At 66.1% G+C, this 16,544-nt stretch carries 14 protein-coding genes; 5 read left to right on the top strand and 9 right to left on the bottom strand.

The genetic code is table 11. The features are described from left to right. The first annotated feature begins 105 nt into the window (after window positions 1-105). From ACYQ01_RS08435 to purN, 5 genes are all read left to right on the top strand, one after another. Complete coding sequence (locus ACYQ01_RS08435; protein ID WP_459933391.1) at window positions 106-2,127, top strand: PAS domain S-box protein; 2,022 nt, start codon at window positions 106-108, stop codon at window positions 2,125-2,127. 61 nt (window positions 2,128-2,188) lie between these two features. Then, window positions 2,189-3,445: an SO_0444 family Cu/Zn efflux transporter gene (locus ACYQ01_RS08430; RefSeq protein WP_459933390.1), complete on the top strand. Its 1,257-nt coding sequence runs from the start codon at window positions 2,189-2,191 to the stop codon at window positions 3,443-3,445. A 143-nt stretch (window positions 3,446-3,588) separates the two neighbouring features. Then, entirely contained in the window at window positions 3,589-4,083 is a 495-nt protein-coding gene (locus tag ACYQ01_RS08425) for a peptidylprolyl isomerase (RefSeq protein WP_459933389.1), read from the top strand. 221 nt (window positions 4,084-4,304) lie between these two features. Continuing rightward, the gene (cobA, locus tag ACYQ01_RS08420; RefSeq protein ID WP_459933388.1) at window positions 4,305-5,828 is read left to right on the top strand and encodes a uroporphyrinogen-III C-methyltransferase; all 1,524 of its coding nucleotides are present in this window, start codon (window positions 4,305-4,307) and stop codon (window positions 5,826-5,828) included. 5 nt (window positions 5,829-5,833) lie between these two features. Further along, window positions 5,834-6,511 carry a phosphoribosylglycinamide formyltransferase gene (gene purN / locus ACYQ01_RS08415; RefSeq protein ID WP_459933387.1) on the top strand — a complete coding sequence of 226 codons (678 nt, stop codon included), beginning with the start codon at window positions 5,834-5,836 and terminating at the stop codon, window positions 6,509-6,511. A gap of 276 nt (window positions 6,512-6,787) precedes the next feature. On the opposite strand, the gene ACYQ01_RS08410 is transcribed toward purN, so the two are convergent. The 9 genes from ACYQ01_RS08410 to ACYQ01_RS08370 form a co-directional block, all read right to left on the bottom strand. After that, window positions 6,788-7,591: a TIGR03943 family putative permease subunit gene (locus ACYQ01_RS08410; protein ID WP_459933386.1), complete on the bottom strand. Its 804-nt coding sequence runs from the start codon at window positions 7,589-7,591 to the stop codon at window positions 6,788-6,790. Continuing rightward, on the bottom strand, window positions 7,588-8,538 hold the full coding sequence (locus tag ACYQ01_RS08405) for a permease (RefSeq protein WP_459933385.1): 951 nt from the start codon (window positions 8,536-8,538) through the stop codon (window positions 7,588-7,590). The genes ACYQ01_RS08410 and ACYQ01_RS08405 overlap by 4 nt, the downstream gene beginning before the upstream one ends. 533 nt (window positions 8,539-9,071) lie before the next feature. Then, the gene (locus ACYQ01_RS08400) at window positions 9,072-10,130 is read right to left on the bottom strand and encodes a class I fructose-bisphosphate aldolase (RefSeq protein ID WP_459933384.1); all 1,059 of its coding nucleotides are present in this window, start codon (window positions 10,128-10,130) and stop codon (window positions 9,072-9,074) included. Window positions 10,131-10,220: 90 nt separating this feature from the next. Further along, a complete protein-coding gene (locus ACYQ01_RS08395) occupies window positions 10,221-10,634 on the bottom strand; it encodes a Fur family transcriptional regulator (RefSeq protein WP_459933383.1) in 414 nt (137 codons plus the stop codon). Continuing rightward, window positions 10,634-11,458, bottom strand: a complete 825-nt coding sequence (locus ACYQ01_RS08390) for a metal ABC transporter permease (protein ID WP_459933382.1) — start codon at window positions 11,456-11,458, stop codon at window positions 10,634-10,636. The genes ACYQ01_RS08395 and ACYQ01_RS08390 overlap by 1 nt, the downstream gene beginning before the upstream one ends. After that, window positions 11,455-12,240 (bottom strand): metal ABC transporter ATP-binding protein, encoded by a 786-nt coding sequence (locus ACYQ01_RS08385; RefSeq protein ID WP_459933381.1) that lies wholly within the window; start codon window positions 12,238-12,240, stop codon window positions 11,455-11,457. The genes ACYQ01_RS08390 and ACYQ01_RS08385 overlap by 4 nt, the downstream gene beginning before the upstream one ends. A gap of 142 nt (window positions 12,241-12,382) precedes the next feature. Continuing rightward, the gene (locus tag ACYQ01_RS08380; RefSeq protein WP_459933380.1) at window positions 12,383-13,357 is read right to left on the bottom strand and encodes a metal ABC transporter solute-binding protein, Zn/Mn family; all 975 of its coding nucleotides are present in this window, start codon (window positions 13,355-13,357) and stop codon (window positions 12,383-12,385) included. Window positions 13,358-13,540: 183 nt separating this feature from the next. After that, window positions 13,541-14,647: a YibE/F family protein gene (locus ACYQ01_RS08375; protein ID WP_459933904.1), complete on the bottom strand. Its 1,107-nt coding sequence runs from the start codon at window positions 14,645-14,647 to the stop codon at window positions 13,541-13,543. A gap of 203 nt (window positions 14,648-14,850) precedes the next feature. Further along, window positions 14,851-16,431: an alkaline phosphatase gene (locus ACYQ01_RS08370; protein ID WP_459933379.1), complete on the bottom strand. Its 1,581-nt coding sequence runs from the start codon at window positions 16,429-16,431 to the stop codon at window positions 14,851-14,853. Window positions 16,432-16,544: the final 113 nt, after the last annotated feature.

Here is a 16,544-nt window from a genome sequence, read left to right as displayed (position 1 = left end):
AGCGGCTCCTCGCCCTTGCCATGCCGCGCTCCTCCGGCTATGAACGGACACGTCGAGGCGGTTTTTCGGTCGGCACACCACCCATTTTCCGATGAGGACCAGCCCATGGGGGCTTCCCGATCCGGTCCGAAGGGCTCCGAGCCCTCCGGGACGAGCGAACCTTCCGCGCACCCGCTAGGGGCCTCCCCGGTCGAAGAGGCACGGGGCCGCGCCCTCTCCACCAAGCGTCTCGAAGCCCTGGTGAGCCTTTTCGAGCGCGAAGACGACAGTCTGGCCGACCTCTTGGATTTCGCCCTGGCCCAATCCCTGGCCCTGACGGAAAGCCGGGTGGGCTACATCTATTTTTACGACGAACAAACTCGTCTCTTCACGCTGCATGCCTGGTCGCCCGGCGTGCGCGACCTGTGCTCGCTCGACGCCATGCACCGGGTCTATTCCCTGGAGGACAGCGGCGTCTGGGGCGAGGCGGTCCGCCAGCGCCGTCCCATTTTGATCAACGATTTCAGCGCGCCGCATCCTCTCAAACGGGGCTATCCCGAAGGCCATCTCGCCCTGGAGAGTTTTCTCACCGTTCCCGTGGTCAGTCGGGGCTCCGTGACCGCGGTCTTCGGCGTGGGCAACAAGGCCGGAGACTACGTCCCGGATGACGAATTCCAGCTTTCGCTCTTCGCCAAGAGCGTCTGGACCCTGGTGGAGCGCAAGCAGGAACAGGAACTGCGCCGCACCCAGGCGGCCACGCTCAAGCTCCTCGCCGACAACGTGATCGACGTGATCTGGGTGCTCGACGCCACGTGGCGCATGGCCTACGTGAGCCCAAGCATCACCCGGTTGCTGGGCCACAACGCAGAAGACGTCTTGCGCAAACCGTTGGAGTTTTTCCTTACCCCGACGAGTCTTGCCGTGGCCTGCGAGCGTTTGGGCCGGCTCACGCGCGAGTTGGCCGAAATGCCGCACAAGCCCGTGCGGGAAGTGCTCGAACTCGAACAGCGCACCCGGGACGGGGGCTCGGTCTGGACCGAAGTGCACGCCTCGGCGCTGTACGGCGACAACGGGGGCTTTCTGGGCATCCTCGGCGTCTCGCGCGACATCACCGAGCGCAAGCAGGCCCGCGAGGCCCTCAAGACCAGCGAGCAGAACCTGCGCATCATCGCCGACAACACCTTCGACTGGGAGTATTGGCGCTCTCCCGAGGGGCGCTACCTTTGGGTTTCGCCGGCCTGCGAGGGGGTGTGCGGGCATCCGGCCTCGGCCTTCACCGGAGAACGGGGATTGCAGATACGCGATCTGGTCCATCCCGAGGACGCGGCCCTGTGGCGGGCGCACGTGGCCGAGGTGGACAACCTGCGCCCGTCGCACTGCGAAATGGACCTGCGCATCGTCAAACCCGGCGGGGAAACGGTGTGGATCAGCCACAGTTGTTCCCCGATTCACGATTCGGACGGCATCTACCTGGGGCGGCGCGGGGCCAATCGGGACATTTCCGGGCGCAAGCGGGACGAAGAGGCCCTCAAACGCTCGCTCAAGGAAAAAACCGCCCTCCTGCAGGAGGTGCATCACCGGGTGAAGAACAACCTGCAGGTGCTCACCAGCCTCATGAACCTGCAGATCGACACCCTGGCCGACCCGCGCGACGTGGAGGCGTTTCGCCAGATGCAGCACCGGGTGCGCTCCATCGCCCTGGCCCACGAGCGTCTGTACCTGCTGCCGGATCTGTCCGCCGTGGACATGCGGGACTACCTGCACTCCCTGGTGGGGGAAATCGCCGCCACCTACTCGCCGGCGTGCCCGGGCGAGCATGTGTCCGTGACGTGCGAGGAGGTCCGCCTGGGCGTGGACAAGGCCATTCCTCTGGGACTTTTGCTCACGGAACTGGTGGTGAACGCCTTTCAGCACGCGCTCTGCAAGGGCAAGGCCTCGCACCTGCGGGTCAGCCTGCGCGCCTTGGGACACACCGGGCTGGCCGTGGTGGAAGACGACGGACCGGGATTGCCGGAAGGATTCGCCATCGTCTCCGCAACCACCCTGGGCATGCGGCTGTGCAAGGCCCTGGAGGGACAACTGCGCGGCGAACTCACGGCGCGTTCCGGCCCTGGGGCGCGTTTCGAACTGAGCTTTCCCCTGGACTGAGCGCGACGCAACCCGACCCGCCGAGCTTGACAGGCCCGGATGCGGGGACTAGCCTCCAAGAATGCTTTTCCTTTCCCAGACTTGGACCGAGTTCTGGGCCATCTGGCTTGAAGCGGCTCCCTTTGTGCTCCTGGGCTTTTCCATCGCCGGGTTGCTCAAGTCCTTTGTGCCCAAAGACCTGGCCCGCCGACGCCTGGGCGGCTCGGGTCCGCGTCCCGTGTTCGAGGCGGCCCTTCTGGGCGTGCCCCTGCCGCTATGTTCGTGCGGGGTCATTCCGGCCGCCGTGGAACTGCGCCGGGCCGGCGCCAGCAAAGGCGCGACCACGTCCTTTCTCGTCTCCACCCCCGAAACCGGCGTGGATTCGGTCCTGGTCAACTACGCCATGCTCGATCCGCTCATGACCGTGCTGCGTCCGGTGGCGGCCCTGTTCACCGGCGCTTTGGCCGGATTGGCCGTCAATCGCTTCGATTCCGAATCCGGTCCCGCAAGGCCTTTTCCCAGCGACTGGGAGTTGGGCCTGGGGCAAGACGGCCACACCCCGCCCTTTCCCCTGGGCGCTCCGGCTCCGCGCGCTCCGGCTCCGGCCCTCCGAGAATTTCCGGTTCCAAAACCCGACACCCCGCCCGGCGCCTCCCCCCGGCCCGCACCCACGGCCCGGCCCTTCTCGGGCATGGGGCCCCCTGTTCCCTGCGCCTGCTCCGCGTCCTGCTCGTGCTCGGGCGAACCGGCCGAACAGCCCAAAGGGTTTTTCGCGCGGTTCGTGGCCGGTCAGGCCTACGCGTTCGGGGAAATGCTGCCCGACATCGGCCTCTGGCTCCTGGGAGGCGTCCTGTTGGCCGCCATGCTGGGGGCCGCCCTGCCGCCGGACGGGTTCAAGGCGCTGCCCGGCGGAGAACTCGGGGCCATGCTGGCCATGCTGGTGCTGGGCATGCCCCTGTACGTGTGCGCCTCGGCCTCCACGCCGGTGGCGGCGGCCATGGTCCTGCACGGGCTCTCGCCCGGAGCGGCCCTGGTGTTCATGCTCGCCGGTCCGGCCACCAACGCGGCCAGCGTGGTCATTCTCTGGCGGCTGTTCGGACCCAAGTCCACCCTGGTCTATCTGTTCTTCGTGGCCGCGGGGGCTCTGGCCTTCGGGCTCCTGGCCGACGCGGCCTACTGGGCGCTGGGCCTGGACGCCTCGGGCTGGCTGGCCCTCGATGTCAAGGAAGATCCCGGCGCGTTCGCCTGGGCGGCGGCCCTGCTCCTGATGGGGCTGGCGTTGCGCCCCTGGCTGGCGCGCCTGCGTCCGGCCCAACGCCGCAAGTCCCGGCGGCGCTGAACCGGACGGCGTCCCCGCAGCCCGGACCAGGCCCGACGCGCTCGCCCCGTGGCCGGAAAATCCCCCGCGAACCGCGCCGGGGATGGACTCCTGGGCCGATGTGGGGTAGCAAGCTCTCGCCAAACCAACCAAGGAGCGCCAACATGGTTCTGATGGAAACCTCCATGGGCCTCATCACCCTGGAACTCTATCCTGACAAGGCCCCGGTCACCGTGGCCAACTTTCTGCAATACGTGGACTCCGGCTTCTACGAGGGCACCATCTTCCACCGGATCATCGACGGATTCATGATCCAGGGCGGTGGCCTCGGGGTGACCATGAAGGAAAAGCCCACCCAGGCCCCCATCGTCAACGAGGCGGCCAACGGGCTCAAAAACCTGGCCGGCACCATCGCCATGGCCCGGACCATGGACCCGCACAGCGCCACGTCGCAGTTTTTCATCAACGTCAACGACAACGCCTTTCTCGACTACCAGAACGACACCCCCCAGGGCATCGGCTACTGCGTGTTCGGCAAGGTGGTGGACGGCATGGACGTGGTGAACAAGATCAAGAAGGCGCGCACCCGCACCCTGGGCTACCACGAGAACGTGCCCGTGGAACCCATCACCATAAACAGCGTGCTGCGCGAAAGCTAGACCATTTCACCCGGAAGGGCCCAGACGGCCTTTCCGGGTTTTTCGCTCCCGCTTCCGGGTCGGCTTCGACGTCCGCGGCGGGGAGGTCCTTGCGACGCGACTTGAGACTCCCGGCGCCCCCAGCTTCGGGAGACGCCCTTTTCCCCGGAGCGCGCTCCGGCAACGCGGGGCCAACGGGACTGTTTGCGTCCCCGCGGTCTCGAAACCCCCTCCGCCGCACTATGCCAAACGTCTATCTCATCGGCGCGGGACCGGGCGATCCGGGCCTGTTGACCCTCAAGGCCAAAGCCATTCTCGAAACCGCCGACGTGGTGGTCTACGACTATCTGGCCAACAAGGCCTTTCTCGACTTCTGCCGCCCGGACGCCGAGATCCTCTACGTGGGCAAGAAGGGCGGCGACCACACCCTGCCCCAGGCGGACATCAACCGCCTGCTGGTGGAAAAGGCCCGCCAGGGCAAGGTGGTGGCCCGCCTCAAGGGCGGCGACCCCTACGTGTTCGGACGCGGGGCCGAAGAAGCCGAGGAACTCCTGGACGAAGGCCTCACCTTCGAGGTGGTGCCGGGCGTCACCAGCGCCGTGGCCGCTCCGGCCTACGCGGGCATTCCCCTGACCCATCGCCGCCACGCCTCGTCCGTGAGCTTCATCACCGGGCACGAGGACCCCACCAAGGACGCCTCGGCCCACGACTGGCCCGCTCTGGCCCGGTCGGGCTCCACGCTGGTGTTTTTCATGGGGGTCAAGAATCTGCCCGACATTTCGCGCCGCCTCATCGAAGGCGGGCGCTCCCCCGAAACCCCGGCCGCCCTGGTGCGCTGGGGCACCACCAGTCGCCACCGGTCGCTCGTGGCCACCCTGGCCACCGTGGCCGAAGAGGCCAAAGCCAAGGGCTTCGCCGCGCCGTCGCTGCTCGTGGTGGGCGACGTGGTCAAACTGCGCGACCGGCTCAATTGGTTCGAGCAACGTCCGCTTCTGGGCAAGGGCGTGGTGGTCACCCGCTCGCGCGAGCAGGCCAGCGATCTGGTGCGTCTGCTTACGGAAATGGGGGCCGACTGCCGCGAGTTTCCCACCATCGCGGTCAAACCCCTTGCCGATACCGCGCCCATCCGCCAGGCCATCGCCCGGCTCTCCGACTACGACTGGCTGGTGTTCACTTCGGTCAACGGCGTGTACGGCTTCTGGCGCGAACTCGACTCCCTGGACCAGGACGCCCGCGCCCTGCACGGCCTCAAGGTGGCGGCCATCGGTCCGGCCACGGCCAAGGCCCTGTCCGACCGGGGGATCAAGGCCGACTTCGTGCCCGAACGGTTCGTGGCCGAGTCCGTGGCCCAGGGCATGCTCGAAATGGGCGCTGCCGGAACCCGCGTGCTCATCGCCCGGGCGGCCAAGGCTCGCGAGGTGCTGCCCGAAAAGCTCACCGAGGCCGGAGCCCAGGTCACGGTGTTGCCCGTGTACGAAACCACGCCCACGGACCAGGACCCCCGCGAAATCGTGGATGGCATCGAACACGGCGAAATCCGTTACCTCACGTTTACCAGCTCCTCCACGGTGGACAATTTCTTCGCCAAAGTGGACCCACAGACGCTGGCCCGGCTTCGAAACGCCGTGCGCATCGCCTGCATAGGCCCCATCACCGCCGCCACCCTGGAAAAGCACGGTTTCACCGCCGACATCCAGCCCGAGGATTACACCATCCCGGCCCTGGCCCGGGCCCTGGCCCGCGACGCCGAAAACGACAAGGACTAGCACGCATGGCCTTGCCCATAGCCGTACTCGTTTCCGGGGCGGGATCGAACCTTCAGGCCCTCATCGACCGTATCGAGGCTCGGGTCCTCGATGCGCGCATCACCCTGGTGGTTTCCAACCGGGCGGACGCCTACGGCCTGGTGCGGGCCAGGAACCACAACCTGCCCCTGTTGTGCCTGCCCCACGGCGACTACCCGGACCGCGAGGCCTTCGATCAGGCCATGGCCCGGGCCATTCGGCAAAGCGGCGCCAAGGCCGTGGTGCTGGCCGGATTCTTGCGCATGCTCACCCCGGCCTTTCTCAAGGCCTTTCCCGGCATGGTCGTGAACATCCACCCCGCGCTCTTGCCCAGCTTCCCGGGCGTGCACGGACAAGGCGACGCCGCCGACTACGGCGTGAAGCTCGCCGGCTGCACCGTGCACTTTGTGGACGAAATCATGGATCATGGGCCGGTCATCATCCAGGCCGCCGTTCCCGCCCATCCCGAAGACGACGCCCAAACGCTCAGCGCGCGCATTCTGGCCATGGAGCATCGCGTCTTCCCTCAGGCCATCGCCTGGCTGGCCGCCGGACGCCTGAGCGTCCAGGGCCGCAAAGTGCGACTCGCATCCGCGTCCAAGCCCCTGGCCAAGCCCCTGCCCAACTGTCTGGTCAATCCGCCCCTGGAAGAGGGGTTCGCTTAAGAGGGGAGGAAGACTGGGGGGAGGGAACCCCTGTTGTGAACAAAAGGGGTTCCCTCCCCCCAGCCCCCCCCTCCTTCCCCAAAAAACTTTCATTTCGGGGTGAAAAAACGCGGAAGCGTTGCGGTTCAGACGCGAGAGCTGGGTGCGCGCCTGGTCTTTTCAGAAAAGGGCCTTTGATGTCGTACCGCTATGGCGTTCTGTCGTTTTTCGACCAACCCCAGGATACAGTTTTTGGGGAGGAGGGGGCTCCTCCCCCGATTCTTCTCCCTTTTCTTTTCAAAACGCATACGGCTCCTGGGTGTGCCATTCGTACATCATGCCGAGTCCGGTCTTGGGCGGTTCGGCGGGCTCCAGCTTGTCGGCCAGAAGCACGGTGTCTGGCTGCACGGAGGTGAAGGGCGAGTCGCCGACTTTCAGGGAGTCGTCATCATGTTTGGGGGCCTCGGCCAATCGGGCGTAGGCGACGAGCCATTGTCCTTTGGGCGGCAAGGGGTGACCCTTGGGGGGGCGCAGGCGAAAGCCCACGGAGGTGGCGTCGGCGAAGCAGCAATACATGGCCACGCGATAGAGGATGAACTCGCCGCTCTTGTCCAGGTCCGGGTTGCGGTAGACGAATCCCCGCACGACGAATCCATGGTCCAGGTTTTCGCTTCGGTGCTGGGTGGCCAGATCGTAGAGTTCGCCCAGGTTCAGGCGCAGATATTGCCGTCCGTCCAGTTCCGCGCGCGAGGGGAGGTCGGGTTCCGTGGCCAGGCGATCCGTTCCCTGGGGGTCGGTGCCCAGGCTCCCGGAATCGAAGGCGGTCCGGGTGAGGCTCGCCTGGCTTGCCGCCACCAGGGCCAGGGCGACGAGGTAGGCGGCCATTCGGATCCATCGGGTTCCTGTCTCGGGCCTGGCCAGGCACAGCACGCCGAATCCGGCCAGAACGGCGGCTGTGGTGGCCGAAAGCGGCCGGAATTTGGGATTGAGATACATCCAGTAGTCGCCGCCGAAGACGAGCCAGAAAAGAAATCCCGAAAGCGCGAGCAGGCACAGGCCTTCCAGCCGCGAGGGCAAGGTGTTGAAGAAGCGCGTCGTCACGAGGGAACTCCCAGGGTGAGGATGCCGAAGGTCATGCAGAGTCCGAAGACCAGGGCCAGGGGCACGAGGATGAGGGTGCGCACCACGCGTGGGCGGAAGCTCTGCCCCCACATGACCACCAGCTTGAAGTCGAGGATGGGACCCAGCACGAGAAAGGCCAGTTTGGCCGGCAGCATGAAGCCGGTGAACGAAGCCGCAACAAAGGCGTCCGCCTGGGAACACAGCGAGAGGGCCACCGCCAAGCCCATCATGGCCGGGACCGAGAGAAAAAGGTCCTTTTCCACCAGGCCCATGAGCTCCACCGGCGCGAAGGTCTTGAACGCGGACGCGACCAGCGCGCCCAGCACCAGCACCGCGCCCATGGAAAGAAAGTCGGACCGAGCGTGGTCCAGGGCGTGGAGCACCCGGGTTTTCAGGTCAGGCGTCAGGGCGGACAGGGAGGCGGCGTCCGTGACCGTGGCGAAGGGTTTCAAGCCCTGGGGCGGCATGGCCTTGGACGCGAGAAGCAACTCGTCCCCGGGCACGTCCTTGAACCACAACCCCACCGCCGCCGCCACCACGGCCACAAAACCCACCCGCAACCAGACCACGGACCAGTCGCCCTGAAACGCCACATAGGTGGAGGCCATGACGATCGGATTGATGACCGGCCCGGCCAACATGTAGGTCATGGCCGTCGAAACCGGCACCCCCTTGGCCAAAAAACGTCGGATCAACGGCACCACGCCGCATTCGCAACAGGGGAGCGCCATGCCCAGCACCAGGCCCACGGCCACACCCGGCAACGAACGTCTGGGCAGCACGCGCAATATCGCCTGGCTGGGCACGAACACCTCGAAAAAACCCGAAGCCAAAGAGCCCAACAGCAAAAACGGCGTGGCCTCCAGCAAAATGGAAACCGCTACCTGGGCGAAAAAACTGAAACTCTGTACAAGATCGCCGTTCACCGCCCCTCCCGCACCGCCGACAGGCGGGCATGTGTGATAAAGAAAGCAAAAGGCAAAAAGGCGAAGAGAGTAAGAGGGTTAAGAGGGTTAAGAGGGTAAGAGCCTCCGGCGGCCGGGGGGAGTGACTCCCCCCGGACCCCCCCGATGGCGAAGATCCTCCGGGGCCGCCAAGGCCCGGCCCCGGAGGATCTTCGCATGGCGGGATACGGGAAAATGTCCTTTCAGACTGGTTGTCTCAATAACATTATTCTTCCGGCGCGAAGCGCCCACTCGGGAGTCCAGAGGGCGCGAGCCCTTTGGCCGCCGGAGGCATCTCTTCATTCTTCACTCATCATTCTTCGCCTCACAGCGCGCATCCTTGTCCCTGCCGATTTGGCGCTTCTGCCGCATTTGTGCTTTGGTCAAAGCGTCGGCCGGAGCCAGGCGGCGGGGTCGCCTGGGCTCCGGCCGTTTGCGGGTCGGGTTGCGTGTGTGGTCCGTTGTCCGGTCTGGAAGGAGCACCCTTTCGGGGTCCGGTTTTCGGGATCGGGCGGTTACGCCACGGTCACCTCCGGGCAGAGGTAGACGTCCTGGATGGCGTGCAGCAGGGCCACGCCGTCTTTCATGGGGCGTTGGAAGGCCTTGCGGCCGGAGATGAGTCCCATGCCGCCGGCGCGCTTGTTGATGACGGCGGTGCGGACGGCTTCGGCCAGATCGGAAGCGCCTTCGCTGGGTCCGCCCGAGTTGATGAGTCCCATGCGTCCCATGTAGCAATTGGCCACCTGATAGCGGGTGAGGTCTATGGGGTGGTCGGAGGTGAGTTGCGAGTAGACGCGCGGGTCGGTCTTGCCGAAGCCGATGGCCGTGTATCCGCCGTTTACGGTGGGCAGTTTCTGCTTGATGATGTCGGCCTGGATGGTCACGCCCAGGTGGTTGGCTTGTCCGGTGAGGTCGGCGGCGGTGTGGTAGTCCACGCCGTCTTTGACGAAGGCGGGGTTGCGCAGATAGCACCAGAGAATGGTGCACATGCCCAGTTCGTGGGCGCGGGCGAAGGCCTGGGAGATTTCCCATATCTGGCGGGCGGACTCGGGGGAGCCGAAATAGATGGTGGCCCCCACGGCCACGCACCCCATGTCGCGGGCCTGGTCGACGGTGGCGAACAGGCTCTGGTCGCTGCGCGCGGGCAGGCTCAGGAGTTCGTTGTGGTTGATCTTGAGGATGAAGGGGATCTTGTGGGCGTATTTGCGGGCCACGGACCCGAGCACGCCCAGGGTGGAGGCCACGGCGTTGCATCCGGCTTCCAGGGCCAGCTTTACGATGTTTTCCGAATCGAAATACAGGGGGTTGGGCGCGAACGAGGCGGCGGCCGAGTGTTCGATGCCCTGGTCCACCGGCAGGATGGAGAGATACCCCGTACCGCCCAGACGCCCGGAGCCGATAAGGCTTTGGATGGCCCGCAGCACCGGGGTGGGCCGGTCGGAGAGGGCGTAGATGCGGTCAACGGCGTCGGGCCCGGGCAGGTGCAAGAGACTTTTGTCGATGGTGGAGCAGGTGTGGCCCAGTAGGAACGTGGCGGCGCTGTCGCCGAGATTTTTGACGATGGAATTGATCATCCGGTGTGCCTCCTGGATGGGGGTTGTGTCCAGGCTATAGCCCCAGGCGGGGGGTGTGGCAATGCGCAACGCGCGTTCGCGTCGCGATTGTCACGAACAGGCCGGGCAGAGTCCTTCCAGGCGCACGGATACCCGGGAGAGTTCGGCCCCGTCCGGGGCGTGGCAGTCCAGGCGCACGGCGTCCGGCTCCAGGCAGATGAGGCGCTTGCAGTGTTGGCAATAGAAATGGTGATGGGCCGGATGCAGGGCGCACAGGGCGCAGAATCGGGCGTGTCCTTCGCCGTCCTCGTGGCGGTCCGCCAATCCGACGCGTTGCAGGGCGTCCAGGGTGCGGTAGAGGGTCACCTTGTCCAAATGCCTGGCTTGCCGCACGCGCTGAAGAATTTCCAGGGGAGCCAGGGCCTCGTGGGCGTCGAGCATGGCGGCCAGTACGGCCAGTCGGTTCTTGGTGGGCCGGAGTCCGGCCTTGGCCAGGAGCTCGGCGGGGTCGCACCGGGCGCACATCAGACAGAGCCTTGGGCGGTATTTTTTTTCAGGCACGCCCCCAGATGGCAGAGAAAGAAGCAGGCCGTGGCCACGGCGATGATGCAGGCGCCGCTCGTGAGGTCGTAGGCGTAGGACAGGGCCAGCCCGGCCAGGCAGAACAGGCAACTGGCCAGGGCGCCCACGGCCATCATGGCGCCGAGCGAGCGCGTCCGGCCCTCGGCCAGGTAAGGGGGAATGGTCATCAGGGCGATGACCAGGATGAGGCCCACCACCCGGATGATCATCACCACCGAGGCCGCGATCATGGCCAGCATGAGAAAGTGGAGAAAGCGCACCGGAACGCCGCGCAGTCCGGCGAATTCGGGGTCGAAGCTCATGGCCAGAAACGCCCGATAATAGAACAGCACCAGGACCAGCAGCACCACGTCGAGCCCGGCCATGATCCAGAGGTCCGAGGTGGGCACGGCCAGGATGGAGCCGAAAAGAAAGCTCATGAGGTCCACGTTGTAGCCGTGGGTGAAGTCCATGAGCAAAATGCCGAAGGCCATGCCCGCGGCCCAGAGCACGCCCACCACGGTGTCGCCGCGTTCCCGACGTCCGAAGGTGACCTGGGCCATGATGGCGGCCATGCCCAGGCTGAAGGCCACGGTCACCGGCAGGACGGGCAGTCCGAGAAAAAAGGCCAGCCCCACCCCTCCGTACGCCGCGTGGGAGAGGCCGCCGGCCACGAACACCACCCGGTTGACCACCACCAACGCGCCGATCACGCCGCAGGCCACGCTGGCCAGCAGGCCGGCCAACAGGGCGTTTTGCAGAAAAGGCATGGACAAGGCGTCGATCACGGGGCGTCCTTCTTCAGGTTGAGGATGCGCGGCGGCAGGCTCTGGGCGATGAGTTCCACGGGACATCCGCATTGGCCGCCGTGGTACATGACGGCGAACATTTCGGGCGTCAGTTCCGGCCGGGGATGAAAGTGCACGGTCTGGTTGACGCAGGCCACGGCCGTGACATAGCGCGAAATCACCGAAACGTCGTGGCTGACCAGCACGATGGTGATGTCCTTGGCCAGGGAGCCCAGCAGTTCGTGCAGGGTGGCCCGTCCTTCGGGGTCCACGCTGGCCGTGGGTTCGTCCAGCAGCAGCATGCGCGGTTCGCAGGCCAGCGCCCTGGCCAGAAAGACCCGTTGCCGCTGGCCGCCGGACAATTCGCACAGGCGGGCCTTTTCCAGGTGGGCCACGCCGGTGCGTTCCAGGCAGCGCAGGGCGCGTTCTCTTTCGGACCTGGACCAGAACGGCCAGAAGGACCTGGCCCCCAATCTGCCGAGCAGAACCGTCTCCAGGACCGTGATGGGAAAGTCCCGACCCAGCACTTGGGTCTGGGGCATATATCCCAGCCGGTCGGACACGTCGGACGGTTCGCGGCCAAAGACCAGCACCTGGCCCGTGGTTGGACGCAGAAGCCCCAGCAGAAGGCGCAGCAGCGTGGTCTTTCCACCGCCGTTGGGACCGATGACCGTGAGGAATTCCCCCTCGGGCACGGTCAGATTGACGCGACGCAGGGCCGCGTGGCCGTTGTAGGCGTAGCTCACGTCCCGAAGGACAATGGCGGGTGCGGCTTCCGACATGGGCAAAGCCCTACCTGATTTGTCCGAAACAGGCCAGGGCCGCGCGGCGTTCGTTTCGGACCGCGGCAATCGCCGTGTTCCGGGGAAACGGGGCGCCCGCGCGAGGACCGGCTTGGCCCGAGTCGAGGCGTTTCCCCGGTCCTCAGCGCGCCGCCCGGGCGATGGCGTCGGCCACGGAGAGAAGGTTGTCGGCCCAGTCTCCGGCCAGGGGATCGGCCACGACCACCTTGGCGCCGATGGCTTCGGCCACGGCCTGGGCGCTGACGCGCGAGAACTGGGGCTGCACCAGCACCACCTTGACGCCCAGCCCCTTGGCCTGCTCGATGATGCGTTGCAAGGTCTTGGGTCCGGGCTCCCTGCCGCCGGCCTGGATGGGCACTTCCTCCAGACCGTAGGCCTTGGCGAAATAGGCCCAGGCCGGATGAAAGGTCACAAACTTGGCGCCGGGCTTCACCCCGGAAAGACGCTGACGAATGGCGGCGTCCAACTCCTTGGCCTCGGCCTGGAAGGCGGCCAATCCCGCCTGGTAGTCCTTCGCGCCTTCGGGGTCGGCCTTGGTCAGGGCCTGGGCGATGGTGGCGGCCTGCTTGGCGGCCAGGGTCGGAGAGGTCCAGGTGTGCGGGTCGGTGGCCATGGCCTCGTGGTGGTGTTCGTCCGCGTCGTGGTCGTGTTTTGCCGCTGCCTGGCCGCCGTCCGCGCCATGGTCGTGGTCGGCCTTGTCGTGATCGGGCTCGACCTTGTGGTGGTCGTGCGCCTCGAGGGGAAGCAGGTCGATGCCCGCGGTGGTGTTCACCACGGTCATATTCGGATTGATTTTTCGGAATTTGGGCAGCCAGGCGTGTTCGTATTCCACCCCTTGGGAGAAAAACAGTTTGGCCTTGGCGATCAGGGCCATCTGGCTGGGCTTGGGCTCGAAGGTGTGGGGATCGGCTCCGGCGGGGACCAGCACCACCACTTCCGCCCGATGTCCGGCCACCACGGCGGCAATGCGCCCCAGAGGGGCTATGCTGGCCACGGCGATCAGGGGTTTTTCCTGAGCCGAACCGGCCCGGGCGACCCCGACGGGCGGGACCAGTGTCAGGGCCAAAAGCAACAACAGGGGTTGGTAGAGCTTCACGATGGCCTCCCATGAACTGTTTGCCCGCATATGCAACCGGGTTGCATTTTCTGTCAAGAACAAAGTCGTCCGCCACGGGAGGAAATATTGCCGCCCGGAAGATCTTCGGGCGACGGGCGCGAAGGGAAAACCCGAGGCAAGCGGCCCGCGTTCAGCGCTTGCGGGCTGCAAGAATCGACTGTTTCAACGGGCTGCCAGAAGCAGGGCGCCGGTCAGGGCGGTGAACGGTCCGACCAGCACCAGGCCGAAGCTGCCGACCAGGATGTTGAAGGTCTCGGCCGCCACGTGGGGGAAGTTGAACACGTTGGCCAGGGGAACTCCCTGGGCCATGAAGACCATGAGCAGACCCATGGCCCCGCCCGAGTAGGCCAGAAGCAGGGTGGTGGTCATGGTGCCCACGACCACCCGCCCCACGCGCAGGCCGGACCGGAAGAGCGTCCAGGCTCCGGCTTCCGGGTGGTGGGCGGCCACTTCGTCCATGCTGGCGGCCACGTCCATGGCCAGGTCCATCACCGCGCCGCAGGACCCCAGGAAGATGGTGGCCAGAAAGATGCGGGTGAGGTCCAGGTGGGGATACCCGCTGTAGAGCAGGGTTTCGGCATAGGGCTTGACCGACCCGTGCAGGGAAAAGGGGCCGGCCCAGGCCAGGGCCAGGGCGCAGGTGGCCAGCACCCCGAGCAGCGAGCCCAGGTAGGCGGCCAGGGCCTTGCGGCTCAATCCGCCGACCAGAAACAGCACTCCGGCCATGAGCACGGCCAGGAGGCCCAGCGTCACCCCGATGGGATCGTGTCCGCGCAGAAACCAGGGAACCAGCACCTTCCAGAGGGCCAGGGCAGCGAAAAGAAAGCTCAGGAGGGCCTTGGCCCCGGTCCAGCCGGCATAGGCCACCAGCAGCAGGGCGAACAGGGCCAGCAGGAGGAGTTGGGTGTCTATGCGGTAATAGTCCTGGGCCACGGCGGAGACGATGTGCCCCGCGCGCACGGTCAAGGCCACCAGGGCGGAGTCGCCCACGGAAAAGACCTTGTCCATCTCCATTTTGCCCAGCAGGAGGTTGTCGGCCGTGACCGTGGTCCCGGCGAAAGGACCGGTCAGAATGTTCGCGGTCACGCGCTGCTCGCCTTCGCGCACGATGCCGTAGGTGTGCACGTTGGTGTTGTCCACGGCCGTGATGCGGGCTTTTTCCGCCAGAACGTCGCGGGGGAGCCGGTCCTCGAAGCCGGTGGGGATCAGGGCCAGGGCCAGGGTGAGCAGGGCGAAGACCAGGGCGGCCAGGGCGTCGGCGCGCAAAATGCGGCCCGCCGCCGCGTTGGACGCGGCGGCGGGCTCTTTCGGGAAAGCCTCGCGCTCGGGACTCTGGGGGGCCGTGCCCCGCCCGCCGCGCGAAGCGCTTTCGCTGGGTGGACCGGTCACGGCGTCTTCGCCCGGAAAAAGCCCCAGGGGCCCTGTGAAACGGGGAAGCCGCGCGACCGGATGGCGTCGTTCATTTTTCGCTCCTAGTCCGCCTTGGCCACGGCCTTGCGCGTTGCAAAGGAGGCGAGCACCGCCTTGGAAAGGGCCGTGTTGTCGTAATAGCCTTCGAAAGCCTTGGCGCCAGGCCCCCGGGCCGAGGTCATGACCGGCATGCCGGTGTGGGCGTAGGTCGTCCAGGCCAAGCCGGCCTTGGCGTCGAGCAGACGGGTGAGGGTCACGGTCAGGGGGTCGTAGTTGCCGTAGAGCAGGTATTCCTCGGGATCGTTAGACTTTTCCTCCCGTTTCGCCATGGAGCGGGCAAACGCCGCCTTGGCCATGGCCAGCTCGTAGGGCTTGAGGTACATGCCGTACTCGTCCCTGGGCGAGGTCACGTCCTCGTTGGGCTTGGGGCTTTTGGCCATGGCCTGGAGGTCGGCTTCGGTGGGAACTTTGAGCCCGAAGGCCTGGCTGATGAGCGGGGCCACGTCCTCGAACCGGGGCTCGGCCCCGCTGAGGCCGTTCTTGTAGGCGTGCAGTTTTTCGGCGAACGTCTGGAAGGACATGGTCTGGTGCTTGAGATACTGGTAGTAGTTGCCGTAGCGGGTGCCGGCGAATCCCAGGCTCAGGCCGCCGGTTTCGTGGTCGCCGGTGACGACGATCAGGGTTTCCCCGGGGTGCTTGGACGCGAAGCCCAGGGCCACGTCCACGGCCTTGTCCAGGGCCAGCACGTCACCGATGGCGGCCACGGCGTCGTTGGCGTGGCAGGCCCAGTCGATCTTGCCGCCTTCGACCATCAGGAAAAAGCCCTTGGGGGTGTCCAACAGCTCGACGCCTTTGGCGGTGAACTCGGCCAGGGAGACGTCCGTGGCCGGATCGGCGTCCACGGCGTAGGGCAGGGCCTTGTCCCGGTCCAGGGTGGGATTCATGGCCAGCACCTTGCCCGCGCCGGGCGCGAGGCCCAGGATGGCGGCCCGGTCCGTCACCACGGCGTAGCCGTTCGTTTTCATGACCGAAAGGACATCGGGCTTGTCGCCTTCCTTTTTGGAGCGCTTGCCCTCGGGGTCCTTGAAGCCGCCGCCGGCGAAGTAGTCGAAACCGGAGTCGGCCGCCTGAAGGGCGATTTCGTAGTAGTTGTTGCGGGACGCCTGATGGGCGTAAAAACTGGCCGGCGTGGCGTGGTCCAGCGACACCGAGGTGACCACGCCCACCTTCATGCCCTGTTTTTTCGCCTTTTCCGCCACGGACTCCACGGGAGTTTTGTCTCCGTCGACGCCAATGGCTCCGTTATAGGTCTTTACGCCGCAGGCCAGGGCGGTCCCGGCCGCCCCGGAGTCGGTGATGATGGAGTTGAGCGAATAGGTGGTGGTGGCCCCCTGCACGGGCAGGGTGTTCATGGCCAGTTTGACGATCCCCGGCTTTTCCATGCCGCGCACGGCGGCCAGGGCGAACTCCGCCGAGGAGCGCTGGGTCATGGCCATGCCGTCGCCGATGAAGAGGAACACGTACTTGGCCCGCCCCTGCCCGGGAACGGCCTCGGCCCTGGCCTGGGCCGTGGCGAAGACCAGGCCGAGCGCCAGCCACAAAAGCAGGGGCACGAGACGTTTGCGTTTTTCCGAAAGCACCATGGCCGAACCTCCGCCGAGTGTGTCTGGGCACAACATGCCGTGCGCACGTTACCAAACGGTGTCTTGCCCATCACCGCTTCATGAAACTGCGCGGTTGGCTGAAGGCTGACGGC

It is taken from the genome of Fundidesulfovibrio butyratiphilus, assembly GCF_054657235.1.
This window is presented reverse-complemented; position numbering and strand designations above follow the sequence as displayed.

Excerpts from the sequence above, each read along its gene's own strand:
- ACYQ01_RS08435 (WP_459933391.1), top strand. The coding sequence starts at position 106 with ATGGGGGCTTCCCGATCCGGTCCGAAGGGCTCCGAGCCCTCCGGGACG.
- ACYQ01_RS08370 (WP_459933379.1), bottom strand. The coding sequence starts at position 16,431 with ATGGTGCTTTCGGAAAAACGCAAACGTCTCGTGCCCCTGCTTTTGTGG.
- ACYQ01_RS08430 (WP_459933390.1), top strand. The coding sequence starts at position 2,189 with ATGCTTTTCCTTTCCCAGACTTGGACCGAGTTCTGGGCCATCTGGCTT.
- purN (WP_459933387.1), top strand. The coding sequence starts at position 5,834 with ATGGCCTTGCCCATAGCCGTACTCGTTTCCGGGGCGGGATCGAACCTT.
- ACYQ01_RS08385 (WP_459933381.1), bottom strand. The coding sequence starts at position 12,240 with ATGTCGGAAGCCGCACCCGCCATTGTCCTTCGGGACGTGAGCTACGCC.
- cobA (WP_459933388.1), top strand. The coding sequence starts at position 4,305 with ATGCCAAACGTCTATCTCATCGGCGCGGGACCGGGCGATCCGGGCCTG.
- ACYQ01_RS08395 (WP_459933383.1), bottom strand. The coding sequence starts at position 10,634 with ATGTGCGCCCGGTGCGACCCCGCCGAGCTCCTGGCCAAGGCCGGACTC.
- ACYQ01_RS08425 (WP_459933389.1), top strand. The coding sequence starts at position 3,589 with ATGGTTCTGATGGAAACCTCCATGGGCCTCATCACCCTGGAACTCTAT.
- ACYQ01_RS08400 (WP_459933384.1), bottom strand. The coding sequence starts at position 10,130 with ATGATCAATTCCATCGTCAAAAATCTCGGCGACAGCGCCGCCACGTTC.